This is a genomic window from Streptomyces gilvosporeus, from assembly GCF_002082195.1.
Lineage (GTDB): Bacteria > Actinomycetota > Actinomycetes > Streptomycetales > Streptomycetaceae > Streptomyces > Streptomyces gilvosporeus.
Map to the genome: position 1 here is coordinate 2,562,723 of NZ_CP020569.1, position 25,646 is coordinate 2,588,368.

Genomic DNA, 25,646 nt, shown 5'->3' on the forward strand with positions numbered 1-25,646 from the left:
AACGGCCCCGCCGCATCCCTGACGTGACGTCAATTTTCCGTCCCTGACGGGTTTTTTCCGGTTTCCATTGCTACCCCTCGCTGATCGCCGATAACTTCACGTCGCATTGCTTCCGCCCGTGCGCAACCCCGTGCACGGGCGGTCTCACGGATGATGTGGAGTACCCATGGCTCATCCCCGTTCCAGACGCTCGCGGCTGCTGGCCCTGCCGCTCGGACTCGCCCTGACGGCGTCTCTCGGCTTCCTTCCGGGCGCGGCCACCGCCGCACCGAAGGACGCCGCCGCGGCCCCGGCCGACGGCCCGCTGCTGTCGTACGTCGTGAACGCCACCCCGGGCCACACCGTGCTCGGCGGCGTGGAGAAGGCGATATCCAAGGCCGGCGGGAAGGTGGTCATCGCCCATGAGCGCATCGGCGTGATCGTCGTCCACTCGGCCAACCCCCGCTTCGCCGAAACGATGCGCACCGTGCCGGGCGTCCAGTCGGCGGGCGCGACCCGTACCGCGCCGCTCAAGGCGACCGGCACCACCGACGTCGGCAAGCCGCAGAAGATCGAACGGCTGTCGGCGTCCCAGCTCAGGGCGGTGACGGCGGCGGCGAAGGCGAACGGCCAGGAGCCGCTCGAACCGCTCCAGTGGGATCTGCCCGCCATCAAGGCCGACCAGGCCGCGAAGATCGACCCCGGCAGCCGCAAGGTCACCGTCGGCATCATCGACACCGGCGTGGACGACACCCACCCGGACCTGAAGGCCAACTTCTCCGCCAAGCAGTCCGCCAACTGCGTGGGCGGCGTGGCCGATACGTCCCCGGGCTCATGGCGCCCCTGGGACCCGGACGAGGACTACCACGGCACCCATGTCGCGGGCACGATCGCCGCGGCCCGCAACGGCGTGGGCGTGGCCGGGGTCGCGCCGGGCGTGAAGATCTCCGCCATCAAGGTCAGCGAGCCCAAGACGGCCATGTTCTACGCCGAGAGCGTGGTGTGCGCCTTCGTCTTCGCGGCCGACCACGGCATCGCGGTCACCAACAACAGCTATTACGTCGACCCGTGGATGTTCAACTGCAAGGATGACGCCGATCAGGCCGCGATCATTGACGCGGTCGGGCGGGCCGCGAAGTACGCCCAGAGCAAGGGCGTCCTCAATGTGGCCGCGGCGGGCAACTCCAATCTGGACCTCGCGGCCGACAAGCTCCCTGACGCCACCAGCCCCGACGACTCCACGCCCGTCACCCGCACCGTCAACCCCAAGACCTGCTGGGACGTGCCCACCCAGCTGCCGGGCACGGTGACCGTCGCGGCGACCGGGGTGCACAACGCCAAGTCGTACTACTCGAACTACGGCCTGGGCCAGATCGATGTGGCGGCGCCCGGCGGCGATGCGAAGCAGGTGCCCGAACTGCCCGCCAAGAACGGCAACATCCTCTCCACCGTGCCGGGTGGCGACTGGGCCTATCTGGCGGGTACGTCCATGGCCACCCCGCATGTCGCCGGTGTGGCGGCGCTGCTGAAGAGCACGCACCCCGCGTCGAGCCCGCAGGAGATCCAGTGGCTGCTCAAGGAGCAGGCGGACAACCCCGGCTGCCCCACGGGTGACGCCACCTGCACCGGCACCAAGCACCTCAACAGCCACTTCGGCTACGGCATCGTCGATGCGCTGGCCGCCGTGAAGAAGTAGGCCGGGCGGTAACGGAAGCAGGTCAGGCGGTAACTGCCGTGGGGGGCCGGTCGGTTGGCCGCCCGGTCCCCTGCGGCTTCCCGCCTCCCGCGGCCGCGCGGAGCACGCCCTCGGCCAGCGCGGCCTGCGCCGCCGCGTAGGTGAGCATGATCCAGAACTGCGGGAGCGGCGGCTGCGGCCAGTGGGCGATGCCGCCAGCGATCAGGGTGTCGGAGAGCAGGAAGAGCAGCCCGCCGGCCGCCGCCCAGGGCCCCGCCCGCAGCGCCCCGAAGGCCATCGCGGTCAGCAGCAGGCTGTAGCCGGCCACCGGGACGCGCAGGGCGGCCGGGAGGTCCGGCCACAGCAGGGCGACGGTGGCGGCCAGGACCACCGCGTAGCCGCCGCCGAGGGCCCCCGTACGGGCCCGTCCGCCCGGCGGAGTGCCGTGCCGCGCGCACAGGACCAGGTAGCACAGGTGGCCCGCGGCGAACGAGCCCATCCCGACCAGAAAGACGGTGCCGCCGCCGATCTGGAGGAAGGTGTCGCCGCCGCACCCGAAGAGCAGCGCAGCGACCAGCAGCGGCGGTCCCCCGCGGGCCAGGACGGCGGCCGCGAGCACCGGCATCAGCGCGGGTTTGGTGAGCTGGGCGAGGGTGGCGGCGCCGGTGAGCAGGGCGGTGAGATGGACGACGGCGAGCGCGGCGAAGGCGCCGAGCAGCGGGCCCACCGCCCGGGGCCACCGGGCCGTCACGCGACGCTCTCCCCCACCGGGGCGGCGGCGGTCTCCTGGGCCGCGGACCGGTCGGCCGGCTGCCAGCCCGGCCCGCGGAAGATCCGCCCGGCCCGCTCGCGCCAGCTGTGCGCGGCCCGGATGTCGCGGGCGATGGCGGCGTACTCGTGGGTGGCCACCCGCAGCGGGTTGAAGGTGTCGATGTTCTTGGTGAGGCCGTAGACGGGCCGCTCGGTCTCCGCGACGAACGAGCCGAAGAGCCGGTCCCAGACGATCAGGATCCCGCCGAAGTTGCGGTCCAGATAGCCGCCCTGCGAGGCGTGGTGCACCCGGTGGTGCGAGGGCGTGTTGAACACGAACTCGAGCGGGCGGGGCAGTTTGTCGATCCGTTCGGTGTGCACCCAGAACTGGTAGACGAGGTTGGCGCCGGAGGTGAAGGCGATGGCGGCCGGGTGCACGCCGACGGCGACCAGGGGGACGTAGAACGGCCAGACCGTCCAGGTCGTCCAGGGCTGGCGCAGCGCGGTGGTGAGGTTGAACTTCCTGCTGGAGTGGTGGACCACGTGGCAGGCCCACAGGATGCGGATGACGTGGTGGCCGCGGTGCGACCAGTAGTAGAAGAAGTCCTGGGCGAGCAGCAGCAGCGGCAGCGTCCACCACACCACCGGGATGCGCAGCGGGGTCAGTTCGTAGACCGCGGCGTAGATCGCGACGATGGGTATCTTCCACAGCGCGTCGAAGACGAGGCTGCCCAGGCCCATACCGACGCTGGTGGCCGCGTCCTTGGCCTCGTAGCCCTCCGCGTCCTCGTCGGGATGCAGGCGATAGCTCACCATCTCCACGACGGTGAGCAGGACGAAGGCCGGTACGGACCACAACACGACATCGGGCAGGTGCGGCATGCCCCGCACCATAGAGGCGGTGGCGGGGGCACCGCTAGAGGTTGTTACCGAGAAGTATGTGAGACGGACCGTCAGCTGCGCGGGCCCGCCCCACACGGGATTACCGTCGGTAGCCGCCCGCCGGGCTCACCACACCCGTACCGACCCGCCCGGTGCGAACGCCGGGCTCGTGGCGTCCGCGGGGATCTTCTCCAGCGGCTCGGCGATCTCGGCGGCCGTCGGGCCGACGCGGGCCGCGATCGGGGCCAGGCGGTCGAGGTCGAAGCCGTAGACACGGGCCGCGTTGCCGCCGAGCAGGGCGGCGACCTCGTCGGTCGGCAGAGCGGCGTAGGCCAGGCGCAGCGCCTCGCGGGAGTAGGGGGCGGTGCCCTCGTCGTGCGGGTAGTCGCTGCCCCACATGATCTTGTCGAGGCCGATGCGGTGGCGCAGCGGGACCTCGTGCGGGCGCATGAAGCTGGCACCGACGTAGCAGTGGTCGCGCCAGATGGCGGCCGGGCGCTCGCCCATGGTCGCGGCCAGACCGGCGCCGAACCGGGCCTCGGCGGTGGCCGCGCGGGTCGCGGACGCCACCAGGCGGTCGTGGTAGTAGTCCAGCATGTCCAGAACGCCCGGGATCCAGCCGGAGCCCTGTTCGGTGAGGACGAGCCGGAGGCCGGGATGGCGGCGGAAGGCGCCGCCGAAGACCAGATGCCACAGGGCGCGGTGGGAGAACCAGGTCGTCTCGACCATGAAGACGGCCCGGGCGGCGGGTTCCTCGCCCAGCGGCGGGGAGGCCGAGCCGCCGTGGTGGTTGACCGGGACGTCCAGGTCGGCGCAGGCAGCCCAGAGGGGGTCGTAGACCTCGCTGTGGAGTTCGGGCAGGCCCGAGCCGGGCGGGGTGCCGGGCAGCAGGATGCCGCCGGTCAGGCCCGCTTCCTTGATGCGGCGCACCTCCCGTACGGCCTCGTCCACGTCGTTGAGGAGGATCTGCGCGACGCCCGCCCGGCGGCCCGGGGCCTGGGCGCAGAAGTCGGCGAGCCAGCGGTTGTGGGCGCGCAGGCCCGCCCAGCGCCGTTCGAACTCCTCGCGGGTGGCGGGGGCCGGGGCCATCAGGGACGCGCTGGGGAAGAACGGCGGGATGGTGTTGGGGAAGACGACCTCGGCGACGATGCCGTCCGCCTCCTGCTCGGCCAGCCGGCGCTGCGAGTTCCAGTTGCGGTCGGCGGTGTCGGCGAGGAGGTCCTCGTGCGGATTGACGTAGGTGGCGGCCCAGGCGTCGAAGGCGTCGTGGTGGCGGGATTCCAGGTACGGCTTGTAGTCGAGGAGGTCGGCGCCGGCGTGGCAGTCGGCGGAGATGACGGTGTAGCGGTCGGTCATGGGGTCACCCCTAGCATCGGGAAGTCGTGGTCGGTCAGCCAGTGCCGGCCCACCTCGCGCGAGCGCGCCCAGGTGGCCTCGACGGGCAACTGGTCGGCGCTCTGGCCGAGTTCGGCGGGGGTGGGGCCGATCCGGCGGGCCAGTGGGGCCAGTGCGGCGGTGTCGAAGCCGAAGACCTCGGCCGCCGACTCGCCGAGCATCCGTCGGGTCTCGGCCACCGGGATGTCGTGGAAGGTCTTCTTCAGCCAGCCGCGGGTGTCGGGCCAGGTGCCCTCGGGGTGCGGGAAGTCGCTGCCCCACAGGATGTTGTCGACGCCGATCTCGTAGCGCTGGGCGAGTTCGCGGCGTTTGGTGTTGGTGGCGCAGACGAAGATCTGGCGGTCGAGGTACTCGTGCGGGGGCCGCTTGAGTCCGGCGAACGGGGAGAGCTTCTTGCCGCCGTGCGCGCCCAGGTAGAGGCGGTCCATGAACCACAGCAGATTCGGCAGCCACCAGCAGCCGGACTCCGCGACCCCGAACGTGAGGCCCGGGTGGCGTTCGAAGACCCCGGACCACAGCAGGAACCACAGCGGACGGGCCGGCCACCAGGTCACCTCGGAGACGAAGATGCCCAGGTGGTCGCCGTATTCGTGGCGGGGCGACGCTCCGGAGTGGGTGAGGACCGGCATACCGCACTCGGCGGCCGCCGCCCAGACGGGGTCGTAACGGCGGTCGTGGTAGGGCTCCTTGTCGACCCACATGGCGGGGATCATCAGGGCGCCCAGCCCGGACTCCTTGGCGCGGTGGATCTCGGCGACCACCTTGTCGGGTTCGGCGGTGACGGGCAACAGCGCGACGCCGCAGTGCCGTTCGGGGTGTGCGGAGACGAAGTCGGCGAGCCAGCGGTTGTGCGCGCGGGCGCCCGCCATGCCCAGGTCGGGGTCCTGGTCGCCGGACAGGCCCAGGCCCACGCCGAAGGGGGCGGCCGTTTGGCTGTCGACGGCGTCGGCGTCCGGGAAGACGACCTCGGCGGCCACCCCGTCCCCGTCGAGTTCCTTGATCCGCTGGGCGGGGTCCCAGCCGCCGCGCAGGCCCTCCTCGTGGTCCCGGAACCACCTCGCGGCGAAGCCCTCGTTACGGATGCCGAGGCGGGTGGCCGCCTCCCGGCGGGCGTCGCGCTGGCCCAGGAAGTCGTCGAAGGCGCGGTGGAAGCGGGTGTCGAGGTAGGGCCGGTACTCCTCGGTGGGCAGGCCGGCGTGGCAGTCGGAGGAGATGATCAGGTACGGGTCGTTCTGCTCAGCCATCACACGTCCCTCAGTCGAGAATGAAGCTCTCCAGGTACGCCGGGTTCTCGCGCTCCAGCATGGAGGTGGACCTGGCCTTGATCTGCTGGTCGCTGTGCTCGCTCGCGGGCAGCAGCCAGAAGCGGTCCCTCGTGATCCCCTCCGCCACGAAGTCCGCGACCTCCTCGACCGGTGTGAACTCGACCTCCCGGCCCGCCTCCTTCATCGCCGACTCCCACTGGGCGAGGCTGCGGTACGGGGTCTTACGGGGCCGCTCCTTGGCGTACCGGTCGGGCCGGTTGCGGTGCGACTCCCACAGCCCGGTGCGCAGCATGTGGGGCCCGGGGAAGAGCACGGAGGCGCCCACGCGCGCGCGTTCCGCCTTCAGGTGCGCGTACAGGGACTCGGTCATCGTCACGACGGCCGCCTTGGTGACCGCGTACACGGAGGCGGTGGGCAGCGGGGCGATGCCGCCGTCGCTGGAGGACGTGTTGACGACATGGCCCGGCTCGCCGCCATCGATCATGCGGGGCAGGAACGCCTGGATGCCGTGGAAGACGCCCCACACGTTGACCTCGAAGGCCCACTTCCAGTCGTTGGGTTCGTGCTGCCACATGCGGCCCTCGGCGCCCGAGCCGACGCCCGCGTTGTTGCACAGGACGTGGACGGCGCCGAACTTCGCGTACGTCGCGTCGGCGAGGTCCATCACCTGCTGCCGGTCGCCGACGTCGACCACGCGCGCGTGCACCACGGCCCCGTCCTCGCGGAGCCCGGCGGCGGCCTTCTCCAGGGCGCGCTCCTCGACGTCCGCGAGCACGACCTTCAGGCCGCTCGCCGCGAACCGGCGCACCAGGGCGAGCCCGATGCCGCCGGCCGCTCCGGTGACGACGGCGACCTGTCCGGCTTCGAGCCGCATCAGGCGCTCCCCTCGGGCGGCCCGTCGAGGATCTGCTGCGGGTCGTCGTAGCGCTGGTGGATGTAGGGCATGAGCGCCTGCGCGCTGACCCGTTCGACGACCCTGCCCTTCTGGTCGGTGGTCTTCTCGCCGATGGTGATCCCGACGACGGTACGGACGGGCAGGTCGGCGATCGGGTCGTACATGGACTCGCGCAGCACCACGTCGCCGGTGATCTGCTCCAGCTTGCGGACCTTCTCGTTGCGCACGCAGTGCACCAGGACCGGATCCGCGTCGAAACCCGAACCGTCCACCGCAGGCAGGAACTTGAAGTAGAAGTCGGTCTTCTGCGCGGGCTCGGGCAGCGGCAGCGGGCCGCTGACGGCACCGCGCACCTCCACAAAGGCGATGCCGTGCCGCGCGAGCGCCGCCCGCACCGCGAGCCCGTCGCGCTCCACCTCCACCTCGCCGAGCTTCTTCGGCTCGCCGAAGACCTCGCGGCCGCCGATCAGGGCCCGCTCGTGGGTCATCGGCATCACGAGCGGATACCAGCCCTCGACGCCGCCGTGCTCGGCGGCGACGGCGACCGAGCCCGCGCCCAGGGGGTAGCCGGGCAGGTCGACCTTGCTGATGTTGGCCCGGACCAGGGGGCGGGCGGTGGGTTCGAGCGGCGGCGGCAGGACGGCCGCGACCGCGTCCGGATCGGTCTCCCAGACGGCCACCACGCCGGTGGACCAGATGTCGGGAAGCTGGCCGCTCGCGGTGCGCGCGGCGGCGATCTCCGCCTCGGTGCGCGCGGCGTAGCGGATGCGTGCCATGTCGTACCGCCCTTCGTCGTGGGGACTCGCGGGGGTCGTGCCAGGCTCTGTAACACTGTTACACCGAGGCGCGCGAAGGGTAAAGGGCCTTGTGCGCAAGGGAGTTGCCGGGGTAGAGGGAGACCATGACACGTACCGCGCTGACCGGCGAAGAGGTGCTGACGGCGGCCGCCCGGCTGGTGCGGGCGCACGGCCCCGGGGCGCTGACGATGCGCCGGCTCGCCACGGAGCTGGGCACCGCCGTCACCTCCATCTACTGGCACGTCGGCAACCGCGAGTCGCTGCTGGACGCCCTGGTGGCCCGCACCGTCCAGGAGATGGGCGCGATCCGCCCGGTGGGCGCGACACCGCACGCCCGGATCGTCTCGGTGGCCCGCGCCCTGCGCACCGCGCTGCGCGAGCGGCCGCATCTGATCGCGATGGTGCACGAACGCGGCCTGACGGAGCGGATGTTCTGGCCCGCGCAGCAGGCGCTGGTCCACGAGGCGCACGCCGCCGGGCTGCGCGGCGAGCTCGCGGCCGAGGCGGTACGGGCGGTGCAGTTCCAGGTGGTCGGCTACGTCCTGACCGAGCGCAACCGGGAGCGGTCACCGCAGCAGCGCCCCAGCGAGGGCGAGCTGTGGGACGCGCCCGGCGCCGGGGACGATCCGGCGCTGGCCCGCGCGCTGGCCGCTCCGGCCGACACCGAACGGCTCTTTCAGGTCTCACTCGATGCGCTGGTGGGCTCGCTGCTGGCACCGGGCGACGATGTGGTGAAAGCCCCATAGCGGCCGGATCCGGACGACCGCGGTGCGGTGGCTGTCAGTGGCGGCCCGTATCCTCAGTGACCATGCTCGAAGACCGCATGGCAGCAGCGCCCTCGATCACGCCCGCGATCGGGCCGCAGCCGGGCCCGCAGACGCCGCCGGATGCCTGGCCCGAGGGATATCCCCAGGGGTATGCGGTGGTCGACGTGGAGACCACCGGCCTGGCCCGCGACGACCGGATCATCTCCGCCGCGGTGTACCAACTCGACGCCCGCGGCGAGGTCCAGGACCACTGGTACACCCTGGTCAATCCGCAGCGGGACCCGGGCCCGGTGTGGATCCACGGTCTGACGAGCGAGGTGCTGGCCGGGGCGCCGCTCTTCCCGGACGTCGTCCCCGAGCTCTCGCGGCGCCTGGCGGACCGGGTGCTGGTCGCGCACAACGCCATGTTCGACTGGTCGATGCTCGCCCGCGAGTACGCCCGCGCCCGGGCGACCGCCCCGGTGCGCCAGCGGCTGTGCACCATCGCGCTGTCCAAGGAGCTGCGGCTGCCGCTGCCCAACCACAAGCTGGAGTCCCTGGCGGCCCATTACGGCGTCGTCCAGGAACGCGCCCACCACGCCCTGGACGACGCCCGGGTGCTGGCCGAGGCGTTCCGCCCCAGCCTGCGCCGGGCCGCCCGGGAGAAGCTGCGGCTGCCGCTGCTGACCTGCCAGCCGCTGACGGAGTGGTCGGACTCCCCCGCCGCCCGGCCGCAGTCCGCGACGGCGTACCGCCCCACCTCCTGGCGGCCGTCCCGCAAGCGGCCCGCGTGCCCGTATCCCAACCCGGGGCGCTATGTGGCGGGCGGACCGCTCGTCCAGGGCATGCGGGTCGCCTTCTCCGGGGACACCTCCGTCGACCGCGAGCTGCTGGAGGACCGGGCCGCCGAGGCCGGGCTGCACGTCGCCACCAGCCTGTCCCGGCTGACCAGCCTGCTGGTCACCAACGACCCCGACTCCCGCACGTCGAAAACCGCCAAGGCCGCCCAGTTCGGCACGGTCGTCGTCGACGAGGCCGCCTTCATGCAGCTGCTCCAGGACGTCCGGCCGGCGCCGGGAGCGGGCCCGGCGGCCTCCTCGGATGCGGCGCCTGCGTCCGGGTGAAGCCCGGCCAACACACCCGTTCGCAGCGCGTGTGGCGGCGGGGACACCCGCACCCTGTGGCGCATGGCACGTTGTGAGGTCTGCGGAAACGACTACGGCATGACGTTCGAGGTGCACGCGCAGGGCGCGGTGCACGTCTTCGACTGCTTCTCCTGCGCCATCCACCGCATGGCGCCGATCTGTGAGCACTGCCGGTGCCAGATCATCGGCCAGGGCGTCGAGGCCGACGGGCACTTCTACTGCGGTGCGCACTGCGCCCGCTCGGAGGGGAAGGTGGGCATCGTCGACAGAGTCTGAGACCACCCCCGTGTCCCCGACCGCCCCCACCATCCGACGGTTTCCGGCCCCCGGCAGGACCCCCTGCCCGGGGGCCTTCGCACGCCAGGTACGGTCGATGCCGTGTACCGCTTCCTGTTGTCCCGGCAGTGGGTGATCCTCACCCTCTTGGGCCTCGTGCTGATCCCCATCATGATCAAGCTGGGCTTCTGGCAGCTGCACCGCCATGAGCACAAGGTGGCGCAGAACGCGCTGATCGCCGGCAATCTGGCCGCCCGGCCCGTCCCGGTCACCGAGCTCACCGCCCCCGGGCACACGGTCCCGCACGACGACATGTGGCGCCGGGTCACCGCCACCGGCACCTACGACGCCGCGCACGAGGTCGTGGTCCGCCAGCGCACCGCGGCCGACGAGCAGAGCATCGGCTACTACGTCCTGACCCCGCTCCGGCTCGCCGGCGGCAAGGACGTCCTGGTCAACCGCGGCTGGATCTCGGCGGGCAACGATCTGACGAAGTTCCCGTACGTGCCCCCGACGCCCAAGGGCGAGGTGACCGTCACCGGTCGGCTCATGGCCGATGAGACCACCGCGGCCAGCGGCATCAAGAACACCAAGGGCCTGCCGGCCCGCCAGGTCATGCTGATCAACAGCAAGCAGATGGCCGGGCGGCTGGCGCAGCCGGTGCTCGGCGGCTACATCGAGCAGACCGGCCCGAACCCGCCCGGCGGCAAGCCCGAGCTGGTGCCCGAGCCGGACCACGACAGCATCGGCCCGCATATGGCCTACGCCGTCCAGTGGTGGCTGTTCGCGGCGGGGGTTCCGGTCGGCTGGGTCATCCTCGTACGCCGTGAGCGCCGCGACCGCGCGGAGGCGGCGGCCAAGGAGGCCGAGGCGGCCGCAGAGCCCGCGGAGACCGAAGGGGCCGAGGAGGCCGGGGAGCCCGTAGCCCGGACAGCCGCCACCGTCGACTAACGGCCACACCGGGCGGGAAAGCGCCCTGAGTGCACCCACGTATCGAGGACTATGCGCTCATCGGCGATCTCCAGACCGCCGCCCTCGTCGGCCGCGACGGCTCCATCGACTGGCTGTGCCTGCCCCGCTTCGACTCCGGCGCCTGCTTCGCCGCCCTCCTCGGCGGCAAGGACAACGGCCACTGGGGCCTGGCCCCCACCTCCCCCGACGTCCGCGCCGAGCGCTCCTACCGCGGCGACTCCCTCGTCCTGGACACCCTCTGGCACACCCCCGACGGCACCGTACGGGTCACCGACTTCATGCCGCACCGCGACCGCGCGCCCGACGTCGTACGGATCGTCGAGGGCCTGAGCGGCAGCGTCGCCATGCGCGGGGTGCTGCGGCTGCGGTTCGACTACGGATGGGTGGTCCCCTGGGTGCGGGCCGCCGAGGGCAGCCGGGTGGCGATCGCCGGACCCGATTCGGTGTGGCTGCGCACGCCGGAGCGCTCCCGCACCTACGGCAAGGACTTCAGCACCCGCTCCGACTTCACCGTCGCCGCGGGCGAACGCGCCGCCTTCGTCCTGACCTGGCACCCCTCCCAGGAGCGCCGCCCCTTCCAGATCGACCCCTTCGAGGCGCTGGAGACCACCCTGGAGGACTGGTACGCCTGGTCGGCGCGCTGCCGCTACAACGGCCCGTACCGCGGCGCCGTGATCCGTTCGCTGATCACCCTCAAGGCCCTCACCTACGCGCCCACCGGCGGTATCGTCGCGGCCCCCACCACCTCGCTGCCCGAGGCGCTCGGCGGCGTCCGCAACTGGGACTACCGCTACTGCTGGCTGCGCGACGCCAGCCTCACCCTGGACTCCCTGATCTCGGCCGGCTATCTGGACGAGGCCGGCTCCTGGCGGGAATGGCTGCTGCGGGCGATCGCCGGCGCCCCCGAGGACCTCCAGATCATGTACGGCCTGGCGGGCGAACGGCGGCTCCCGGAGGCCGAGCTGCCGTGGCTGGCCGGATACGCCGGCTCCGCCCCCGTACGGATCGGCAACGCCGCCGTCCAGCAGCGCCAGCTCGACGTCTACGGCGAGGTCCTGGACTGCTTCCACATCGGGCGACAGGCCGGTATGGAGACCGAGACGCACGCCTGGAGCATCCAGCGCGCCCTGGTGGACTACCTGGAGTCCACCTGGCGCGACCCCGACGAGGGACTGTGGGAGATCCGCGGACCGCGCCGGCACTTCGTCCACTCCAAGGTCATGGCCTGGGTCGCCGCGGACCGCGCCGTACAGGCGCTGGAGGCCGACCCCAAGCTCGGCGGAAACCTCGACCGCTGGCGGGCGATGCGCGACGAGGTCCACCGCGAGGTGTGCGAGCGGGGCTACGACGCCGAGCGCGGCACCTTCACCCAGTACTACGGCTCGGCCGCGCTGGACGCCGCCACTCTGCTCATCCCCCGCGTGGGCTTCCTCCCCGGTGACGACCCCCGGGTCGTCGGCACCGTGGACGCGGTCCGCCGGGAGCTCTCCCACGACGGTCTGGTACAGCGTTACAGCACCGACGGCGGCACCAACATCGACGGGCTGCCCGGAGGCGAGGGCGCCTTCGTGGTCTGCTCGTTCTGGCTCGCCGACGCGCTCGCGCTGACCGGCCGCGGCGCGGAGGCACGCGCCCTGTTCGAGCGGCTGCTGGCGCTGTGCAACGACGTCGGCCTGCTCTCCGAGGAGTACGACCCGGTGGCCGGGCGTCAGCTCGGCAACTTCCCGCAGGCGTTCAGCCATCTCGGCCTGGTGGGGACCGCCTTCGGGCTCCACGGATGCGCCGGGGCAGACTAAGGGCCATGGACCTTGGACTCACCGACCGGACGTACATCGTCACCGGAGCCACCCGCGGCCTCGGCTTCGCCACCGCCCGTGAACTCGTCGCCGAGGGCGCCCGGGTGGTCGTCAGCGGCCGCACCGAGGACAGCGCCCTCGCGGCCGCCGCCACCCTGGGCGAGCGGGCGCTGGGCGTCGCGGCCGACAACGCCGATCCCGAAGCCGCCGCCCGCCTGGTGGCCGCCGCCCGCGAGCGCTTCGGGCGGCTGGACGGCATCCTGATCAGCGTCGGCGGCCCGGCCCCCGGTACCGCCGCCGACAACACCGACGAACAGTGGCACGCCGCCTTCGAAGCGGTCTTCCTCGGCGCGGTGCGCCTGGCCCGCGCGGCCGCCGCCGCACTCGACGAGGGCGGCGTCATCGGCTTCGTCCTGTCCGGCTCCGTCTACGAGCCCATCGGCGGCCTGACCCTCTCCAACGGGCTGCGCCCCGGGCTGGCCGGTTTCGCCAAGTCCCTGGCCAACGAGCTGGGCCCGCGCGGTATCCGCGTCCTGGGCGTCCTGCCGGGCCGGATCGCCACCGACCGCATGACCCAGCTCGACGCCCTCTCCGGCGACCCCGAGGGCACCCGCGCCCGCAACACCGCCGCCATCCCCCTGGGCCGCTACGGCACCCCCCAGGAGTTCGGCCGCACCGCGGCGTTCCTGCTCTCCCCGGCGGCGTCGTACGTCACCGGGGTGATGGTCCCGGTGGACGGCGGGGCGCGGCGGGGGTTCTGAGCCCCGGTCAGCCGACCCGTTCCGCCCGGTGCCGTACGCCCCGCAGCCGGACCTCCGCCGGCAGCTCGTCCAGGCCCGCCGAGACGCGGGCATGGGTCACCGCCTCATGCGCGAAGCGCCGTACGACGGTGCCGGGATCGGCGTGCGGGGCGAGCGCCAGGACGGCGATGACGCGCGGCTGGGTGCGGCGGCGGCCGGTCAGCAGCGCCCCGGCCCCGTCCACGCCCTCCAGCGCCTCCGTCTCGGCCGTCAGCACGGCTTCCAGCGCCCGGCCGCGCAGCACGGCGCCCTCGCCGTCGCCGCTGTCGACGAGGATCTCGCCGAGTCGGCGCCGGCGGAGCTGGGTCACCAGCCACCACAGCGCCAGCAGCACCAGCACCGCCAGGGCGGCGATGACGGCGGGCCACCACCAGCCGCGGTCCGTCCACCGGGTGCGGTTCTGCTCGGACAGCAGCACCTGGCCGGGACCGGTCCAGGGCCAGCCGCCGGGCAGCCGGAAGTGCCATCGGGCGGGCAGGTCCAGCCCGGCCACCAGGACCGCGCCCCCGGTCGCCAGCAGCACCGCGCCGATCAGGCCGAGCAGCACCCGGTTCGTGCCTCTGCGTACCGTGCGCATCGCGCGCTCACCCCTTCTTCGGGCGCCGGACTTCGACGGTCAGATGCAGCCCGTGGGCCAGCCCGAGCTGGGCGAGGCCGTCACCGAGCGCCCGGTCGAGATCGCCGCGGACCTCGTCCAGCTCGCGGAAGTGCGCAAACGCCCGCGCCCTGGCCTTGCGGCGGCCGACGGTCATCCGTACGGACTGCACCCCGGCGACCTCCATGGCACGGTCGCGCAGCACCAGGGCGGCGGCCGACCGGTCCAGACAGGCCCGCACCCCGGGGGCGGTGCGGCGCATCGGCAGCAGCTCGCGCAGGCCCGGGGTGAGGGCCAGCACGAGCAGCCAGCCGCCGAGCACCACGGCGACCGCGGCGGCGGCCAGGACCCAGGGGCTGTCCAGGTGGCGGGTGGCCAGCTGGTGGGCGAGCCAGATGCGCCAGGCCATCGCGGGGCGGCCGGCGCGGACCGCGGCCACGTCGTACAGCAGCAGCCCCAGCGCGCCGAGCAGCACCAGGGCGACCAGCGCGGCCGGTACCCGCCGCACGGACCACGGGCGCTTCCCGGAGTGGTCGTCCTCGCCGGTGGGCGCGTAGTCCGCCGCGGAGCCGGACTGCTCCAGGCCGTCGCCGCCGCCCGGCGCCTTTTCGAGCGTGGGCAGCCGTGCGGTGTCCGCGCCCCGCGCCTCGTCGTCGCTCATCGCACCCTCCCCGGCTTCCCGCTCTCCAGCAGCGGCGAGTGCAGACGCTCCACCTCCACCGCGACCTCCGGCACTTCCATGCTCGCCAACGCCCCTACCCGTTCGGTGACTTGGCGACGCACCGCGCCGCAGTGCGCACCGATGTCACAGGGGTAGCCCAGCTCGACGGCGACCCGCACCCGGGCCTCGCCGAAGGTGCGCCGGGTGGCGCGCCGCCGTACGGTGACCGTCGCATGGGCGTCGGTGGGGCCGGCGGGGGCGGCCGCGCGCAGCGCCTCGCGCGCAGCCTGGGCGGCGATCTTGGCCACCACCCGGTCCGCGATCGTGGTCGCGCCGCGCTCCCCCGCCGGTACGGCAGGGGCAGCGGCGGCGGGGGACACCGTCGCCACCCGGCCTCACCGCCGCCGGCTGTGGCGGTCGCGGGCCCGGGGACGGAAGAAGTCGCCGACGTCCAGATCCCCGTCCAGGAATCTGCCGGCCACGTACCCGACGGCGCCCAGGGCCGCCACCAGGACGAACGCCCCGAACCCGCCGAAGTACCCGGCAAAGCCCAGCGCCATGCCGGCCAGAAGGCCGGCCCCGGCCATGCTCATCGTGCGCTCCTTCGCTGCCACTGGGGCCCGGAATGCGGTCACTGAATGCTGCGGTCACTGGATGCCGCGGTCACTGGATGCGCGGTTCCGCGCGCTCCTCCTCGTCCTCCTCGTCGGGCAGCTTGACGTCGCTGACCGCGATGTTGACCTCGACGACCTCCAGGCTCGTCATGCGCTCCACGGCGGCGATGACGTTCTCCCGGACGACCCGCGCCACCTCGGCGATGGAGACGCCGTAGTCCACGACGATCTCCAGGTCCAGCGCCGTCTGCACCTCCCCCACCTCGGCCTTCACCCCGCGCGTCACCGCCGCCCGGCCGCCGCCCGGTACCCGCTCGCGTACGGCCCCCAGGGTCCGCGCCAGGCCGCTGCCCATGGCGTGCACCCCCACGACATCGCGGGCGGCCAGTCCGGCGATCTTCTCCACGACGCCGTCGGCGATGGTGGTACGCCCACGGGATCCGGGTTCGCCGCCGCCCCGCCTGAGCGGCGACGTCGCGCTGACCGGCGTCTGCTGACCTTCCGTCATCACCGTGCATCCCTTTCGGAGGGGATCGGGGGACGCCTCCCACCCTAGGACCGGTATGCCCGACATGCCCCGTTATACGGCAAGGGGGTGCTCCATCCGGCCTCCCGGGCGGCACCGCCCTGCCATACGGGGCGGGCTGCGGCAGGCTGGAGGCACCGTCGGAGAAGAGGTGAGGCTGGTGACCGCGAACCCGTTGGCGCCGGCCGTACGCCGGCAGCTCGGCATCGGCCGGGTGCTGCCGCTGGGCGGCCCTGCGGACGGCTCATGGATCACCGAGCGCGCGGCGGCCGGGGCGCTGCGCGCGGCCGTCGGCGCACCGGCCGGGCTGCGCCTGGGCTCCCTGCGGCTCACCGTCGCGGACCCCGGCGCCGCCCCCGCCCCGGCCGTACCCCCGCCGCCGAGCGCCCTGCCACCGGGCCCGCTGCGCGTGACGGCCGATTTCGCCGCCCCCGTCGGCCCGCCGCTGCCGGATCTCGCCGATGCGCTGCGCGCGGCCCTCCTGGCGGCGTCGGACCGGTTGCTGGGCCTGGTGGTGGGCCCGGTGGACCTCCGGGTCACGGAGCTGCTGACGGCGGGCGGGCCCCCGGCAGCGGCGCCCTCCGCACCGCCTCCGCCCCCCGAGGACGATGCCGCGCCGGACGGCCGCACCGGGGCCACCGAAGAGGGCCCGTCGGGGCTCGCCGCCGCCGTCCGGGCCGTCCCGGGCGTCGCCCGCCTCGCCCCCGCCCTCGGCGGCCGCTCCCGCCCCGTACGGCTCACCGGCGGCCACGTCCTCGTCCAGCTGGCGACGGCGCCGGGTCATCACGCCCTGGACGTCGCACGGGCCGTCCGCGCCGCGGCGGCGGGCGCACCGCACGCCCCGGAGACGGTCGCCGTCCTCGTCACGGCCGTCGGGCCGCACGGCTGAGCGCCCGGCCGGCGGACGGGCGCTCGGTCTCCGGCCGGGCCGCCGGGACTACTCGCCCAGCCCGGCGAGATCGCGCAGCCGGCGCGCCTGGGCGGCCCGCTCCGCGGTGCGCTGTTCCTCGTACGTACGGCCCGCGGCGCCCGCCAGCAGGGCCTTGGTCTCGATGACGGCGTCGCGCGGCGAGGCGAGGAGCGCGGAGGCCAGATCGGCCACCGCGCCGTCGAGTTCGCCGCCGGGCACCACGAGGTTGGCCAGGCCGATCCGCTCGGCCTCCGCGGCGTGCACGAAGCGCCCGGTGGCGCAGATCTCCAGCGCCCGGGCGTAGCCCACGAGGCCGACCAGGGGGTGGGTGCCGGTCAGGTCCGGCACCAGACCCAGGCTGGTCTCGCGCATGGCGAACTGAACGTCCTCCGCCACGACCCGCAGATCGCAGGCGAGGGCGAGCTGAAAGCCTGCTCCGATCGCATGGCCCTGGACGGCGGCGATCGACACCAGGTCGGTCCGCCGCCACCAGGTGAACGCCTCCTGATACTCGGCAATCGTGGCGTCCAGTTCGCTGTCCGCACCGCGCGCCAGATCCAGGAACGACGGCTCGCCGTCGAACCCCTCGGGCGTGAACGCCTGCCGGTCGAGCCCCGCGGAGAAGGACTTGCCCTCACCGCGCAGTATCACGATCCGGACGTTTCCCGGCAGCAGCGAACCCGCCTCGGCCAACGCCCGCCACATGGCCGGCGACTGCGCATTGCGCTTGGCCGCGTTGGCGAGGGTCACCGTGGCAATCGTGTCGTCCACGGTGAGCCGCACACCGTCTTTGTCGAGCAGAGTCATCGAGCGCCTCCGAGTCAGCCGACCGCACCTGTGTGCGTAAGTGACTGAACGGTAACCTCCCGGTCGACTACTCGATCGACCGGGGGGAGAACCGCCTGCTGCCCGGAGTCGCGAGGTCAGGCCGTAGCGGCCTTCTTACCCCTGGTGGCTCCTCCTCGACCGCGCAGGACCACACCGGATTCGCTGAGCATCCGGTGCACGAATCCATAGGAGCGGCCGGTTTCTTCAGCCAGCGCCCGGATGCTCGCTCCGGAGTCGTACTTCTTCTTCAGGTCTGCCGCGAGCTTTTCGCGCGCAGCGCCGGTTACCCGGCTGCCCTTCTTCAGAGTCTCGGCCACCCGTGCCTCCTCATGGGAAGTGCGCTCTGGACTCTCATGATCACCCCTCTCCGGCTTCCTGGCCACCCATTCCGCAAGGGATATACGGCGGGAATTGCCACGGGATGCCCCGCCGGCCCGCGCGGAATGATCGATTCCGCCCGTGGGGCACGGGGTCCGTCCCACGGATCACCCGAGAAGCGCCAGGTCAGGGGAGCGTCCAGGACCATACGGCCGAAAAGGTGATGACCGGACCCGATGGGGTCCGGTCCTCTCCCGCAGACTCGCCGGTGTATGAGCCGTTCTCACACAGATGACGGATCACGCGTAGGCCGAATGATCCAGACAGCATGATCCAGACGGCCGTTCCGCCCTCTGCGGACGGTCAGGCCAGCGCGACCAGATCCGCGTAGTCCTGGCCCCACAGGTCCTCGACGCCGTCGGGCAGCAAAATGATCCGCTCCGGCTGGAGCGCATCCACCGCGCCCTCGTCGTGCGTCACCAGGACCACCGCGCCGGTGAAGGTGCGCAGCGCACCGAGGATCTCCTCGCGGCTGGCGGGGTCGAGGTTGTTGGTGGGCTCGTCGAGCAGGAGGACGTTGGCGGACGAGACCACCAGGGTCGCGAGGGCCAGACGGGTCTTCTCGCCGCCGGAGAGGACGCCGGCGGGCTTGTCGACGTCGTCGCCGGAGAAGAGGAAGGAGCCCAGCACCTTGCGGACGGCGACCAGGTCCATGTCCGGCGCGGCGGAGCGCATGTTCTCCAGGACCGTACGGTCGGGGTCCAGGGTCTCGTGCTCCTGGGCGTAGTAGCCCAGCTTCAGGCCGTGACCGGGGACGACCTCGCCGGTGTCCGGCGTCTCGACGCCCGCGAGCAGCCGCAGCAGGGTGGTCTTGCCCGCGCCGTTGAGGCCCAGGATGACGACCCGGGAGCCCTTGTCGATGGCCAGATCGACGTCGGTGAAGATCTCCAGGGAGCCGTAGGACTTCGACAGGCCCTCGGCGGTGAGCGGGGTCTTTCCGCACGGCGCCGGGTCCGGGAAGCGGAGCTTGGCGACCTTGTCGGAGGCGCGCACCGCCTCCAGACCGGCCAGCAGCTTGTCGGCGCGCTTGGCCATGTTCTGCGCGGCGACGGTCTTGGTGGCCTTGGCCCGCATCTTGTCGGCCTGGGAGTTGAGCGCGGCGGCCTTCTTCTCGGCGTTCGCGCGCTCGCGCTTGCGGCGCTTCTCGTCGGCCTCGCGCTGCTGCTGGTAGAGCTTCCAGCCCATGTTGTAGACGTCGATCTGCGACCGGTTGGCGTCCAGATAGAAGACCTTGTTGACGACGGTCTCCACCAGGTCGACGTCGTGCGAGATGACGATGAAGCCGCCGCGGTAGGTCTTGAGGTAGTCGCGCAGCCAGACGATGGAGTCGGCGTCGAGGTGGTTGGTGGGCTCGTCCAGGAGCAGGGTGTCGGAGTCCGAGAAGAGGATCCGGGCCAGCTCGACACGGCGGCGCTGACCGCCGGAGAGGGTGTGGAGGGGCTGGCCGAGGATGCGGTCGGGCAGGCCCAGGCTGGCGGCGATGGTCGCGGCCTCCGCCTCGGCGGCGTACCCGCCCTTGGTCAGGAACTCCGTCTCCAGGCGCTCGTACTTCTTCATCGCCTTCTCGCGGGTGGCGCCCTTGCCGTTGGCCATCCGGTCCTCGTTCTCGCGCATCTTGCGCAGCACGGTGTCCAGATCGCGGGCGGAGAGGATGCGGTCGCGGGCGAGGACGTCCAGGTCGCCGGTGCGCGGGTCCTGCGGCAGATAGCCGACGTCGCCGGAGCGGGTGACCGTACCGGCGGCGGGGATGCCCTCACCGGCCAGCACCTTGGTGAGCGTGGTCTTGCCGGCGCCGTTGCGGCCGACCAGGCCGATGCGGTCGCCCTTGGCGATACGGAAGGAGGCGGACTCGATGAGGATTCGGGCGCCGGCGCGCAGCTCAAGGCCGGAGGCGGTGATCACGGAAAAGACTCCAGGGCAGGAAGACGGCGGGTTGGACGGACAATCCGGAGCGGTCAGCGCCGTCTAATGAACCCAAAGGAGAACTGCCATACAGGCAGTCTAACGGGGTTGTGCAACCGCTTTTCCCCTCGCGCGGTATCCGCAGGTCACGGGCGGTTTCCGAGGCATTGTCAGACCCCGCTGCCAGACTGTGATGCAGGTCTCACGGCGGGGGTCGCGGGGCGGCGGAACGACCGGAGGGAAACGGGGATGGCAACGGGGAGGCAAGCGGTGACGGCGGGGGCGACGAGCGGGGCGGCGGGTGTGCACGGGCCGCCCCGTCCGTGCGCCTTATGCGCCGCCGGTGTGCACCTGGAAGGCGGCGCGGCGGACGGCCTTGGCGAGCGCCGGGTCCGGATGCGCCGCGGCAAGCGCGACGAGCACCTGGACGGTGCGCGGGTGCCCGACGGCGCGTACCTCCTCCAGGAGGCGCGGCACGGACCCCTGGACCGCCGAGTCGAGGTGGCGGACGAGGAGTTGGGTCTCGCCGTGGTCCGCGACGGCCGCCGCGGTGTCCACCCACAGCCAGGTCGCCTCCTCCCGGGTGAGCACCTCGGGCGCGGTCTCCGGGTCGCCGCCCTCGTGCTCGGCCAGCCACAGCAGGGCGTACGGACGCAACGCGGGCTCGTCCGCCGCGGTGCGGACGGCGGGTTCGGCGGGGGCGCCGACGGCGCGCAGCGCCTCGAAGGCCAGCCCGCGCAGCAGGGCGTCCTCGCCGCGGGCGACGGCCAGCAGTTCCTCGACGGCGGCGCCGGCCGCGCGGGCCGCGAGCCAGGCGCGGTACTCGGTGCGGGCCGGGCCCGGGGTGAGCCGGGCGCAGCCGCGCAGCATCGCCTCCGCGGACTGCTCGATATGGCCCGCCGGGCTCTGCGCGGCGATGCAGATCTGCTCCAGCTTGACCCACACCGACCAGTGGCCCAGCGGCGTCAGCTGCGCCTCGTCGCTGCCGTACGGGCCGCCGTCGTAGGAGCCGCCCTCGTAGCCGTCGCGGCCGTGGGGCTGCTGGTGGGCGCCGTTGCGGGCCGCCTTGTGCGGGCCGCGCGGCGGGACCATCGCGCCCACCGTCGTCAGCGCGCCCAGCGCCCAGTCCAGCAGTGCGGCGAGCGAGGCCCCCGCGGAGTCGTTCGCGCTCCCCTCGGCGCCGTCGGCGTCGGCCGCATCCCGGCCGTAGGGGACCTCGCAGCGTTCGGTGCGCAGCTCGGCGACACGCTGTTCGAGCATGTCGAGCAGCGCGGTCAGCCGTACGGGACCGGCGGACAGATGCAGCAGCGACAGCAACTGCGGTACGGCCTCGACCACTTCGGCGACGATCGCCGGGCCGGCGCCGGCCGGGGCGGGGCGGGCCAGCGACCAGGCGTCGAACAGCGCGACCCAGCCGCGCAGCGCGGCGGAGTCGTCGCGGTCCCAGGCGCGCAGCCGCCAGCCGGGGCGGGCGACGCCTCCGTGCAGTTCGATCAGACCGGCGAGCCGGGCGCGGTCCCAGTCGGTGCGGACCTGGTGCGGTGTCAGGCCCAGGTCCGCGGCGGCACGTTCCACGGCGTCGTCGGGCAGCGCCCCGTCGGGGCCGGCCCGCAGGCCCGCGCCGGTGGCGCCCGGGCCGTCGGCCCAGCGGGCGAGGCGGGCCGCGCCGGCCAGAGCGGCGCGGGCCTGGCGGGCCAGTTCCGCCGGGGCGGGCGTGCCCGCGGGCGGGCGGGGCGCCGGCCGGGCGGCCCGGGTGCTCACCGCCCGGCGGGCGGCCGCAATCGGTTGACCGGAGACGAGTCGGAGCCGGGAGTCGCGCGGAGTACGGGACGTCACAGGAGCAGTCTTGCCGCTGACGGCCCGAAAGCCCAATCGGAACGGGGCGTGCGGACTTCGCCGGCCGCGTCATCCCGCCGACCCATCCCTGATGTGGGGAGTTGTCCCCCCGTATGCCCGGCGGTCACCGGCGCGGCGGAGGCGGGGGCGGGGCCGGAGGCGGGGGCGGGGCCGCGGGCGGGTTCACATCAGGGGGGTGAGGAAGCGGCGCAGGGCCTCTTCGTACCGGGTGGGGTCGGCGTTCCACATCGCGGCGTGCGGGGCACGCGGGACGCGGTGAAGGGTGATCAGGTCCGGGCGGCGGGCGGCGAAGGAGCGGGAGACGTCCCAGGGGGCGAGGGTGTCGCCGGGGCCGTGGAAGAGGAGCGTGGGGACGGTCAGGGTGGCCGGGTCGACCGCGTCGGCGGGGCGGTGGACGGGCAGTCCCGTGATGCCCTCGGCGGCGCGCACCACCAGGGGCAGCAGGGCGCGCGGGACCCCCCGGGCGGTGGCCAGTGCGCGGACGGTGGCGTGCCGGTCGAGGACCGGGGAGTCCAGGATCAGGCCGCTGATGCGGTCGCGCAGCGCGGAGTGGGTGGCGGTGCGCAGCGCCATGGTGGCGCCGGTGGACCAGCCGTAGAGGACGACGTCGCGGGCGCCGTAGCGGACCGCATAGCGGATGGCGGCGTCCAGGTCGCGCCATTCGGCGTCGCCGAGGTGGTTGATGCCGTCGGCGGTGGCGGGCGCGCCCAGGTCGTTGCGGTAGGCGATGTCGAGGACCGGGAGGCGGTGGCGGCGCAGGAAGGGCATGACGACCATGGGGTGTTCGCGGGTGGTGCCCAGGCCGTGCACGGTGATCACCCAGGTGTCGCGGACGCCGGGGAGGAACCACGCGGGCAGCGGCCCCAGTTCGCCGGGGACGTCGACATCGGCGCATTCGATGCCGAGGGCGTCGCGGGGGTTGCCGATGTGCACCTGCGGGGTCAGCCGCATCCGTGCTCCGGGCCGCAGCGTGCCGTGGGTGACCCGGGTCAGCCGGCGGACGACGGTGTCGGGGGCGTGCGGGGAGCCGTGGACGACCGGGCCGATCACGGCGTGGCAGCCGGCGCCGGTCAGGCCGTAGACACCGGGGCGCAGGGACGCGAAACCGCGGGTCAGCGTGACCAGGTCGTCGGTGAAGGAGTGCACGATGAGACGGGAGTCGCCCGGCAGGGGGCGGTTGGGGGGCGGTTTCAGGGCAATATCGCCGGCGTACCGGCCGATCGCCACGGCGGCCACCCCGGCTCCGATCACGGTCGTGGCGGCCACGGCCGCCGCGGTACCCCGGCGCACCCTTCCAGTGTGCAAAGGGGTGCCGGGGGCGGCCAGCGGGACGGGCGCGGGCGGGTGACGGGGTCAGTCGCGCTGGCCGTAGCCGTCGAGTTTGGCGCGGGCCTCGTCCAGCTGGGCGGGCGACAGCAGGCTGGGCGTATGCCCCGGCAGGGAGCTCGCGGCCAGCCATACCCGGCACATCCACTCCAGCTGGGCGGTGCGGTCCAGGGCCTGGCCGAGGCCGTCTCCGTAGGCGATCGTGCCGTGGTTCTGGAGCAGGCAGGCGGTGCGGTCGCGCAGCGCCTCGCGCGTGTTTCCGGCGAGTTCGTCGGTGCCGTAGAGGGCGTAGCGGGCGACGCGGACCGGGCCGCCGAGGGCGCCGGCCATGTAGTGGACGGGCGGGAGTTCGGTGACGAGGGTGGAGACGGCGGTGGCATAGGGGGCATGGGTGTGCACGACGGCGGTGGCGGAGGTGTCGCGGTAGACCGCCAGATGCATCGGGAGTTCGCTGGTGGGGCGCAGGGAGCCGATGATCTGGCGGCCTTCCAGGTCGACGGCGGTGAGGTCGCCGGGTCCGAGCCGGTCGTAGGGGACGCCGGTGGGGGTGACCAGGATCAGGTCCTTGATCCGGCAGGAGACATTGCCGGACGTACCGACGACCAGGCCGTCGGCGACGGTGCGGCGGGCGGTGTCGACCAGTTCGGCCCAGGACTCGGCGATGCGGTCGGAGTGGTCGTGCATGGTGTCCTCCGGTGCGGTGGCGGCAGCGTGCGGACGGGCGGATTGCGGTGCGCGCCACCGTACGGGCAGGCGGGGGCACGGTACGGCAGGGCCACGTTGTCCGGTATCCCCCATATGAGGATTACCGCGTATTTCATGGCGAATGGCCGAGGATCGACCGTCTTGGGTTGGGCGGCCGCTACCTTCGGGCATCAGGTGTAGGGATGCGGCACCCGAGCGGCTCCGAGCGGCCCCAACTGCTCGATGCGCAGCGCAGGAAGTTTGCCAACGGGTGTGATGGAAGTGACTTCTGAGGTACCTCCGCGTGAATCATGCGGTGGTGTCACTGCTGGGCCCCTCGTCGTTCATCTTCCGTTCACCCACCGTCCCTACGGTCCGAGCGACACTGACCTTCGAACTGATTGCCTGGGTGAATGGAACACATCACGCTTCTCATCGGGATCGTGATCGTCACGGCCTTGGTGTTCGACTTTACGAACGGCTTCCACGACACGGCCAATGCAATGGCCACCACCATCTCCACCGGGGCATTGCGACCCAAGACCGCGGTGGCGATGTCGGCAGTGCTCAACCTCGTCGGTGCGTTTCTGTCCGTGGAGGTGGCCAAGACCATCTCCGGCGGGATCATCGATGAGAGCGCAGGCATCAGACCAGAAGTGATCTTCGCCGGCCTGGTCGGCGCGATCGTCTGGAACCTGGTGACCTGGCTGGCGGGCCTGCCCTCCAGTTCGTCCCACGCCCTCTTCGGCGGTCTGATCGGCGCCACGGTGGTGTCGGTGGGCACCGGCGGGGTGCACGGCGACGCCGTGGTGATGAAGGTCCTCATTCCCGCGGTGGCCGCGCCCTTCGTCGCCGGCCTGGCGGCGATGGCCGCGACCCGGCTCACCTACCGGCTCACCCGCGGCCGCGACGAGGCGGACACCGCCAAGGGCTACCGCGCCGGGCAGATCGCCTCGGCCGCCCTGGTCTCGCTCGCCCACGGCACCAACGACGCGCAGAAGACCATGGGTGTGATCACGCTCGCGCTGATCACCGGCGGGGCCGTCGCCCCGCACGCCGACCCGCCGCTGTGGGTCATCGCCTCGGCCGGTCTGGCCATCGCCCTGGGCACGTACCTGGGCGGCTGGCGGATCATCCGCACCATGGGCAAGGGCATCACCGACATCCAGCCGCCGCAGGGCTTCGCCGCCCAGACCGGCGCCGCGGCCACCATCCTGGCCTCTTCCCATCTCGGCTTCGCGCTCTCCACCACCCAGGTCTGCTCCGGCTCCGTCATGGGCTCGGGCCTGGGCCGCAAGGGCGGTGTGGTGCGCTGGTCCACGGCCGGGCGGATGGTGCTGGCCTGGGGGCTGACGCTGCCGGCGGCCGGTGCCGTCGCGGCGGGCGCCGCGTTCCTGACCAAACAGGGCTCCTGGGGCGTGGCGGCGGTCGCCATCCTCGGCCTCGGGGTGTGCGGTGCGATCTGGGCCGCCTCCCGGCGCAAGCCCATCGACCACAGCAACGTCAACGACGGTCCGGCCGCGGAGCCGGTGGGCGTGGTGACCGCCGCGCTGAAGACCGTCTCCCCTCCCCCGGCGGGTTCGCTGACCGCGCAGGCCACCGCGGCGGACGCCGCCGAGGCGCCTGGCACCCCCGCTCCCCGTACGAAGGCCGCGACGGCCACCACCCGCTAGCCGTCGCGCAGACCGACCCGCAGGTCCTCCTCCCATAAGGAACACGGAACACATGAGCATCGACTGGGCAGCTCTCGGCCAGGTCTTCGGCGTCACCCTCGCGGTGACGGTCGGGATCGTGGGCCTGTTCACCGTCGGCATCGTCGGGACGTCGCGCCGGCCGGCCGCCGAGGGCGAGGCGGCCGCGGCCGCCGCCCCCGGTACGGGTGCGCGGACCGGTGCGGTGGCCGCCTTCGCCCTGTGCGCGGCGGCCGTGGCGTACGGCATCTACCTGATCGTCGCCGCCTGAGCGACACCGCCTGAGCAGCACGGCACCGCA

27 protein-coding genes are annotated in these 25,646 nt (G+C 73.0%); 10 read left to right on the plus strand and 17 right to left on the minus strand.

Annotation, left to right across the window (positions count from 1 at the left end; genetic code table 11):
• Positions 1-166 precede the first annotated feature (166 nt).
• On the plus strand, positions 167-1,675 hold the full coding sequence (locus B1H19_RS11230; protein ID WP_083104476.1) for a S8 family serine peptidase: 1,509 nt from the start codon (positions 167-169) through the stop codon (positions 1,673-1,675).
• 22 nt (positions 1,676-1,697) lie between these two features.
• Here the strand turns inward: B1H19_RS11230 and B1H19_RS11235 are convergent, their stop codons facing one another.
• From B1H19_RS11235 to B1H19_RS11260, 6 genes are all read right to left on the minus strand, one after another.
• On the minus strand, positions 1,698-2,405 hold the full coding sequence (locus B1H19_RS11235; RefSeq protein WP_083104477.1) for a lysoplasmalogenase: 708 nt from the start codon (positions 2,403-2,405) through the stop codon (positions 1,698-1,700).
• Positions 2,402-3,286, minus strand: coding sequence for a sterol desaturase family protein (locus B1H19_RS11240; RefSeq protein ID WP_083104478.1), 885 nt, complete (start codon positions 3,284-3,286; stop codon positions 2,402-2,404). The genes B1H19_RS11235 and B1H19_RS11240 overlap by 4 nt, the downstream gene beginning before the upstream one ends.
• Before the next feature lie 126 nt (positions 3,287-3,412).
• Positions 3,413-4,642, minus strand: coding sequence for an amidohydrolase family protein (locus B1H19_RS11245; protein WP_083104479.1), 1,230 nt, complete (start codon positions 4,640-4,642; stop codon positions 3,413-3,415).
• Complete coding sequence (locus B1H19_RS11250) at positions 4,639-5,925, minus strand: amidohydrolase family protein (RefSeq protein WP_083104480.1); 1,287 nt, start codon at positions 5,923-5,925, stop codon at positions 4,639-4,641. The genes B1H19_RS11245 and B1H19_RS11250 overlap by 4 nt, the downstream gene beginning before the upstream one ends.
• Positions 5,926-5,935: 10 nt before the next feature.
• A complete protein-coding gene (locus B1H19_RS11255; protein WP_083104481.1) occupies positions 5,936-6,820 on the minus strand; it encodes an SDR family NAD(P)-dependent oxidoreductase in 885 nt (294 codons plus the stop codon).
• Positions 6,820-7,617, minus strand: coding sequence for an acetoacetate decarboxylase family protein (locus B1H19_RS11260; RefSeq protein WP_083104482.1), 798 nt, complete (start codon positions 7,615-7,617; stop codon positions 6,820-6,822). Before B1H19_RS11260 ends, B1H19_RS11255 begins: the two co-directional genes overlap by 1 nt.
• Positions 7,618-7,742: 125 nt before the next feature.
• Here B1H19_RS11260 and B1H19_RS11265 point away from each other — a divergent pair, with 125 nt between their 5' ends.
• The 6 genes from B1H19_RS11265 (at position 7,743) to B1H19_RS11290 (ending at position 13,334) form a co-directional block, all read left to right on the plus strand.
• Positions 7,743-8,384: a TetR/AcrR family transcriptional regulator gene (locus B1H19_RS11265; protein WP_083104483.1), complete on the plus strand. Its 642-nt coding sequence runs from the start codon at positions 7,743-7,745 to the stop codon at positions 8,382-8,384.
• Positions 8,385-8,446: 62 nt separating this feature from the next.
• A complete protein-coding gene (locus B1H19_RS11270; RefSeq protein ID WP_083104484.1) occupies positions 8,447-9,508 on the plus strand; it encodes a DEDDh family exonuclease in 1,062 nt (353 codons plus the stop codon).
• A gap of 63 nt (positions 9,509-9,571) precedes the next feature.
• Positions 9,572-9,805 (plus strand): hypothetical protein, encoded by a 234-nt coding sequence (locus B1H19_RS11275; RefSeq protein WP_083104485.1) that lies wholly within the window; start codon positions 9,572-9,574, stop codon positions 9,803-9,805.
• A 102-nt stretch (positions 9,806-9,907) separates the two neighbouring features.
• The gene (locus tag B1H19_RS11280) at positions 9,908-10,756 is read left to right on the plus strand and encodes an SURF1 family cytochrome oxidase biogenesis protein (protein ID WP_083104486.1); all 849 of its coding nucleotides are present in this window, start codon (positions 9,908-9,910) and stop codon (positions 10,754-10,756) included.
• 29 nt (positions 10,757-10,785) lie between these two features.
• Entirely contained in the window at positions 10,786-12,573 is a 1,788-nt protein-coding gene (locus B1H19_RS11285; protein WP_083104487.1) for a glycoside hydrolase family 15 protein, read from the plus strand.
• Between the two features lie 5 nt (positions 12,574-12,578).
• Positions 12,579-13,334 (plus strand): SDR family oxidoreductase, encoded by a 756-nt coding sequence (locus B1H19_RS11290; RefSeq protein ID WP_083104488.1) that lies wholly within the window; start codon positions 12,579-12,581, stop codon positions 13,332-13,334.
• Between the two features lie 7 nt (positions 13,335-13,341).
• Here B1H19_RS11290 and amaP read toward each other — a convergent pair whose 3' ends face one another.
• The 5 genes from amaP to B1H19_RS11315 all read right to left on the minus strand — a co-directional run bounded on the left by amaP (position 13,342) and on the right by B1H19_RS11315 (position 15,751).
• A complete protein-coding gene (amaP, locus tag B1H19_RS11295; protein WP_083104489.1) occupies positions 13,342-13,950 on the minus strand; it encodes an alkaline shock response membrane anchor protein AmaP in 609 nt (202 codons plus the stop codon).
• A gap of 7 nt (positions 13,951-13,957) precedes the next feature.
• A complete protein-coding gene (locus tag B1H19_RS11300; protein ID WP_083104490.1) occupies positions 13,958-14,629 on the minus strand; it encodes a DUF6286 domain-containing protein in 672 nt (223 codons plus the stop codon).
• Complete coding sequence (locus tag B1H19_RS11305) at positions 14,626-15,018, minus strand: Asp23/Gls24 family envelope stress response protein (protein WP_083104491.1); 393 nt, start codon at positions 15,016-15,018, stop codon at positions 14,626-14,628. Before B1H19_RS11305 ends, B1H19_RS11300 begins: the two co-directional genes overlap by 4 nt.
• A 6-nt stretch (positions 15,019-15,024) precedes the next feature.
• A complete protein-coding gene (locus B1H19_RS11310; RefSeq protein ID WP_083104492.1) occupies positions 15,025-15,222 on the minus strand; it encodes a hypothetical protein in 198 nt (65 codons plus the stop codon).
• 70 nt (positions 15,223-15,292) lie between these two features.
• Complete coding sequence (locus B1H19_RS11315; protein ID WP_083104493.1) at positions 15,293-15,751, minus strand: Asp23/Gls24 family envelope stress response protein; 459 nt, start codon at positions 15,749-15,751, stop codon at positions 15,293-15,295.
• Between the two features lie 178 nt (positions 15,752-15,929).
• On the opposite strand from B1H19_RS11315, the gene B1H19_RS11320 reads away from it, so the two are divergent.
• Complete coding sequence (locus B1H19_RS11320) at positions 15,930-16,658, plus strand: hypothetical protein (RefSeq protein WP_083104494.1); 729 nt, start codon at positions 15,930-15,932, stop codon at positions 16,656-16,658.
• A gap of 48 nt (positions 16,659-16,706) precedes the next feature.
• On the opposite strand, the gene B1H19_RS11325 is transcribed toward B1H19_RS11320, so the two are convergent.
• The 6 genes from B1H19_RS11325 to B1H19_RS11350 all read right to left on the minus strand — a co-directional run bounded on the left by B1H19_RS11325 (position 16,707) and on the right by B1H19_RS11350 (position 23,654).
• On the minus strand, positions 16,707-17,486 hold the full coding sequence (locus B1H19_RS11325; RefSeq protein ID WP_083104495.1) for an enoyl-CoA hydratase/isomerase family protein: 780 nt from the start codon (positions 17,484-17,486) through the stop codon (positions 16,707-16,709).
• Between the two features lie 116 nt (positions 17,487-17,602).
• On the minus strand, positions 17,603-17,824 hold the full coding sequence (locus tag B1H19_RS11330) for a helix-turn-helix domain-containing protein (protein ID WP_203237133.1): 222 nt from the start codon (positions 17,822-17,824) through the stop codon (positions 17,603-17,605).
• 364 nt (positions 17,825-18,188) lie between these two features.
• Positions 18,189-19,787 carry a ribosomal protection-like ABC-F family protein gene (gene abc-f, locus B1H19_RS11335; protein WP_030064408.1) on the minus strand — a complete coding sequence of 533 codons (1,599 nt, stop codon included), beginning with the start codon at positions 19,785-19,787 and terminating at the stop codon, positions 18,189-18,191.
• 330 nt (positions 19,788-20,117) lie between these two features.
• Entirely contained in the window at positions 20,118-21,623 is a 1,506-nt protein-coding gene (locus tag B1H19_RS11340; RefSeq protein ID WP_083104496.1) for a hypothetical protein, read from the minus strand.
• Between the two features lie 183 nt (positions 21,624-21,806).
• Positions 21,807-22,934 (minus strand): alpha/beta hydrolase, encoded by a 1,128-nt coding sequence (locus B1H19_RS11345; protein ID WP_083104497.1) that lies wholly within the window; start codon positions 22,932-22,934, stop codon positions 21,807-21,809.
• Between the two features lie 63 nt (positions 22,935-22,997).
• The gene (locus B1H19_RS11350; protein WP_083104498.1) at positions 22,998-23,654 is read right to left on the minus strand and encodes a class II aldolase/adducin family protein; all 657 of its coding nucleotides are present in this window, start codon (positions 23,652-23,654) and stop codon (positions 22,998-23,000) included.
• 413 nt (positions 23,655-24,067) lie between these two features.
• On the opposite strand from B1H19_RS11350, the gene B1H19_RS11355 reads away from it, so the two are divergent.
• Together B1H19_RS11355 and B1H19_RS11360 are read left to right on the plus strand one after the other, a co-directional pair.
• On the plus strand, positions 24,068-25,327 hold the full coding sequence (locus B1H19_RS11355; protein ID WP_083104499.1) for an inorganic phosphate transporter: 1,260 nt from the start codon (positions 24,068-24,070) through the stop codon (positions 25,325-25,327).
• A gap of 52 nt (positions 25,328-25,379) precedes the next feature.
• Positions 25,380-25,616 carry a hypothetical protein gene (locus tag B1H19_RS11360; protein WP_083104500.1) on the plus strand — a complete coding sequence of 79 codons (237 nt, stop codon included), beginning with the start codon at positions 25,380-25,382 and terminating at the stop codon, positions 25,614-25,616.
• Positions 25,617-25,646: the final 30 nt, after the last annotated feature.

What these genes read in the sequence shown, in the direction of transcription:
- B1H19_RS11240 (WP_083104478.1), bottom strand. Translation starts at nt 3,286, where the DNA reads ATGCCGCACCTGCCCGATGTCGTGTTGTGGTCCGTACCGGCCTTCGTC.
- B1H19_RS11325 (WP_083104495.1), bottom strand. Translation starts at nt 17,486, where the DNA reads ATGACTCTGCTCGACAAAGACGGTGTGCGGCTCACCGTGGACGACACG.
- B1H19_RS11275 (WP_083104485.1), top strand. Translation starts at nt 9,572, where the DNA reads ATGGCACGTTGTGAGGTCTGCGGAAACGACTACGGCATGACGTTCGAG.
- B1H19_RS11260 (WP_083104482.1), bottom strand. Translation starts at nt 7,617, where the DNA reads ATGGCACGCATCCGCTACGCCGCGCGCACCGAGGCGGAGATCGCCGCC.
- B1H19_RS11290 (WP_083104488.1), top strand. Translation starts at nt 12,579, where the DNA reads ATGGACCTTGGACTCACCGACCGGACGTACATCGTCACCGGAGCCACC.
- B1H19_RS11350 (WP_083104498.1), bottom strand. Translation starts at nt 23,654, where the DNA reads ATGCACGACCACTCCGACCGCATCGCCGAGTCCTGGGCCGAACTGGTC.
- B1H19_RS11300 (WP_083104490.1), bottom strand. Translation starts at nt 14,629, where the DNA reads ATGAGCGACGACGAGGCGCGGGGCGCGGACACCGCACGGCTGCCCACG.
- B1H19_RS11255 (WP_083104481.1), bottom strand. Translation starts at nt 6,820, where the DNA reads ATGCGGCTCGAAGCCGGACAGGTCGCCGTCGTCACCGGAGCGGCCGGC.
- B1H19_RS11315 (WP_083104493.1), bottom strand. Translation starts at nt 15,751, where the DNA reads ATGACGGAAGGTCAGCAGACGCCGGTCAGCGCGACGTCGCCGCTCAGG.
- amaP (WP_083104489.1), bottom strand. Translation starts at nt 13,950, where the DNA reads ATGCGCACGGTACGCAGAGGCACGAACCGGGTGCTGCTCGGCCTGATC.
- B1H19_RS11310 (WP_083104492.1), bottom strand. Translation starts at nt 15,222, where the DNA reads ATGAGCATGGCCGGGGCCGGCCTTCTGGCCGGCATGGCGCTGGGCTTT.
- B1H19_RS11250 (WP_083104480.1), bottom strand. Translation starts at nt 5,925, where the DNA reads ATGGCTGAGCAGAACGACCCGTACCTGATCATCTCCTCCGACTGCCAC.
- B1H19_RS11355 (WP_083104499.1), top strand. Translation starts at nt 24,068, where the DNA reads ATGGAACACATCACGCTTCTCATCGGGATCGTGATCGTCACGGCCTTG.
- B1H19_RS11245 (WP_083104479.1), bottom strand. Translation starts at nt 4,642, where the DNA reads ATGACCGACCGCTACACCGTCATCTCCGCCGACTGCCACGCCGGCGCC.
- B1H19_RS11270 (WP_083104484.1), top strand. Translation starts at nt 8,447, where the DNA reads ATGCTCGAAGACCGCATGGCAGCAGCGCCCTCGATCACGCCCGCGATC.
- B1H19_RS11360 (WP_083104500.1), top strand. Translation starts at nt 25,380, where the DNA reads ATGAGCATCGACTGGGCAGCTCTCGGCCAGGTCTTCGGCGTCACCCTC.
- B1H19_RS11265 (WP_083104483.1), top strand. Translation starts at nt 7,743, where the DNA reads ATGACACGTACCGCGCTGACCGGCGAAGAGGTGCTGACGGCGGCCGCC.
- B1H19_RS11230 (WP_083104476.1), top strand. Translation starts at nt 167, where the DNA reads ATGGCTCATCCCCGTTCCAGACGCTCGCGGCTGCTGGCCCTGCCGCTC.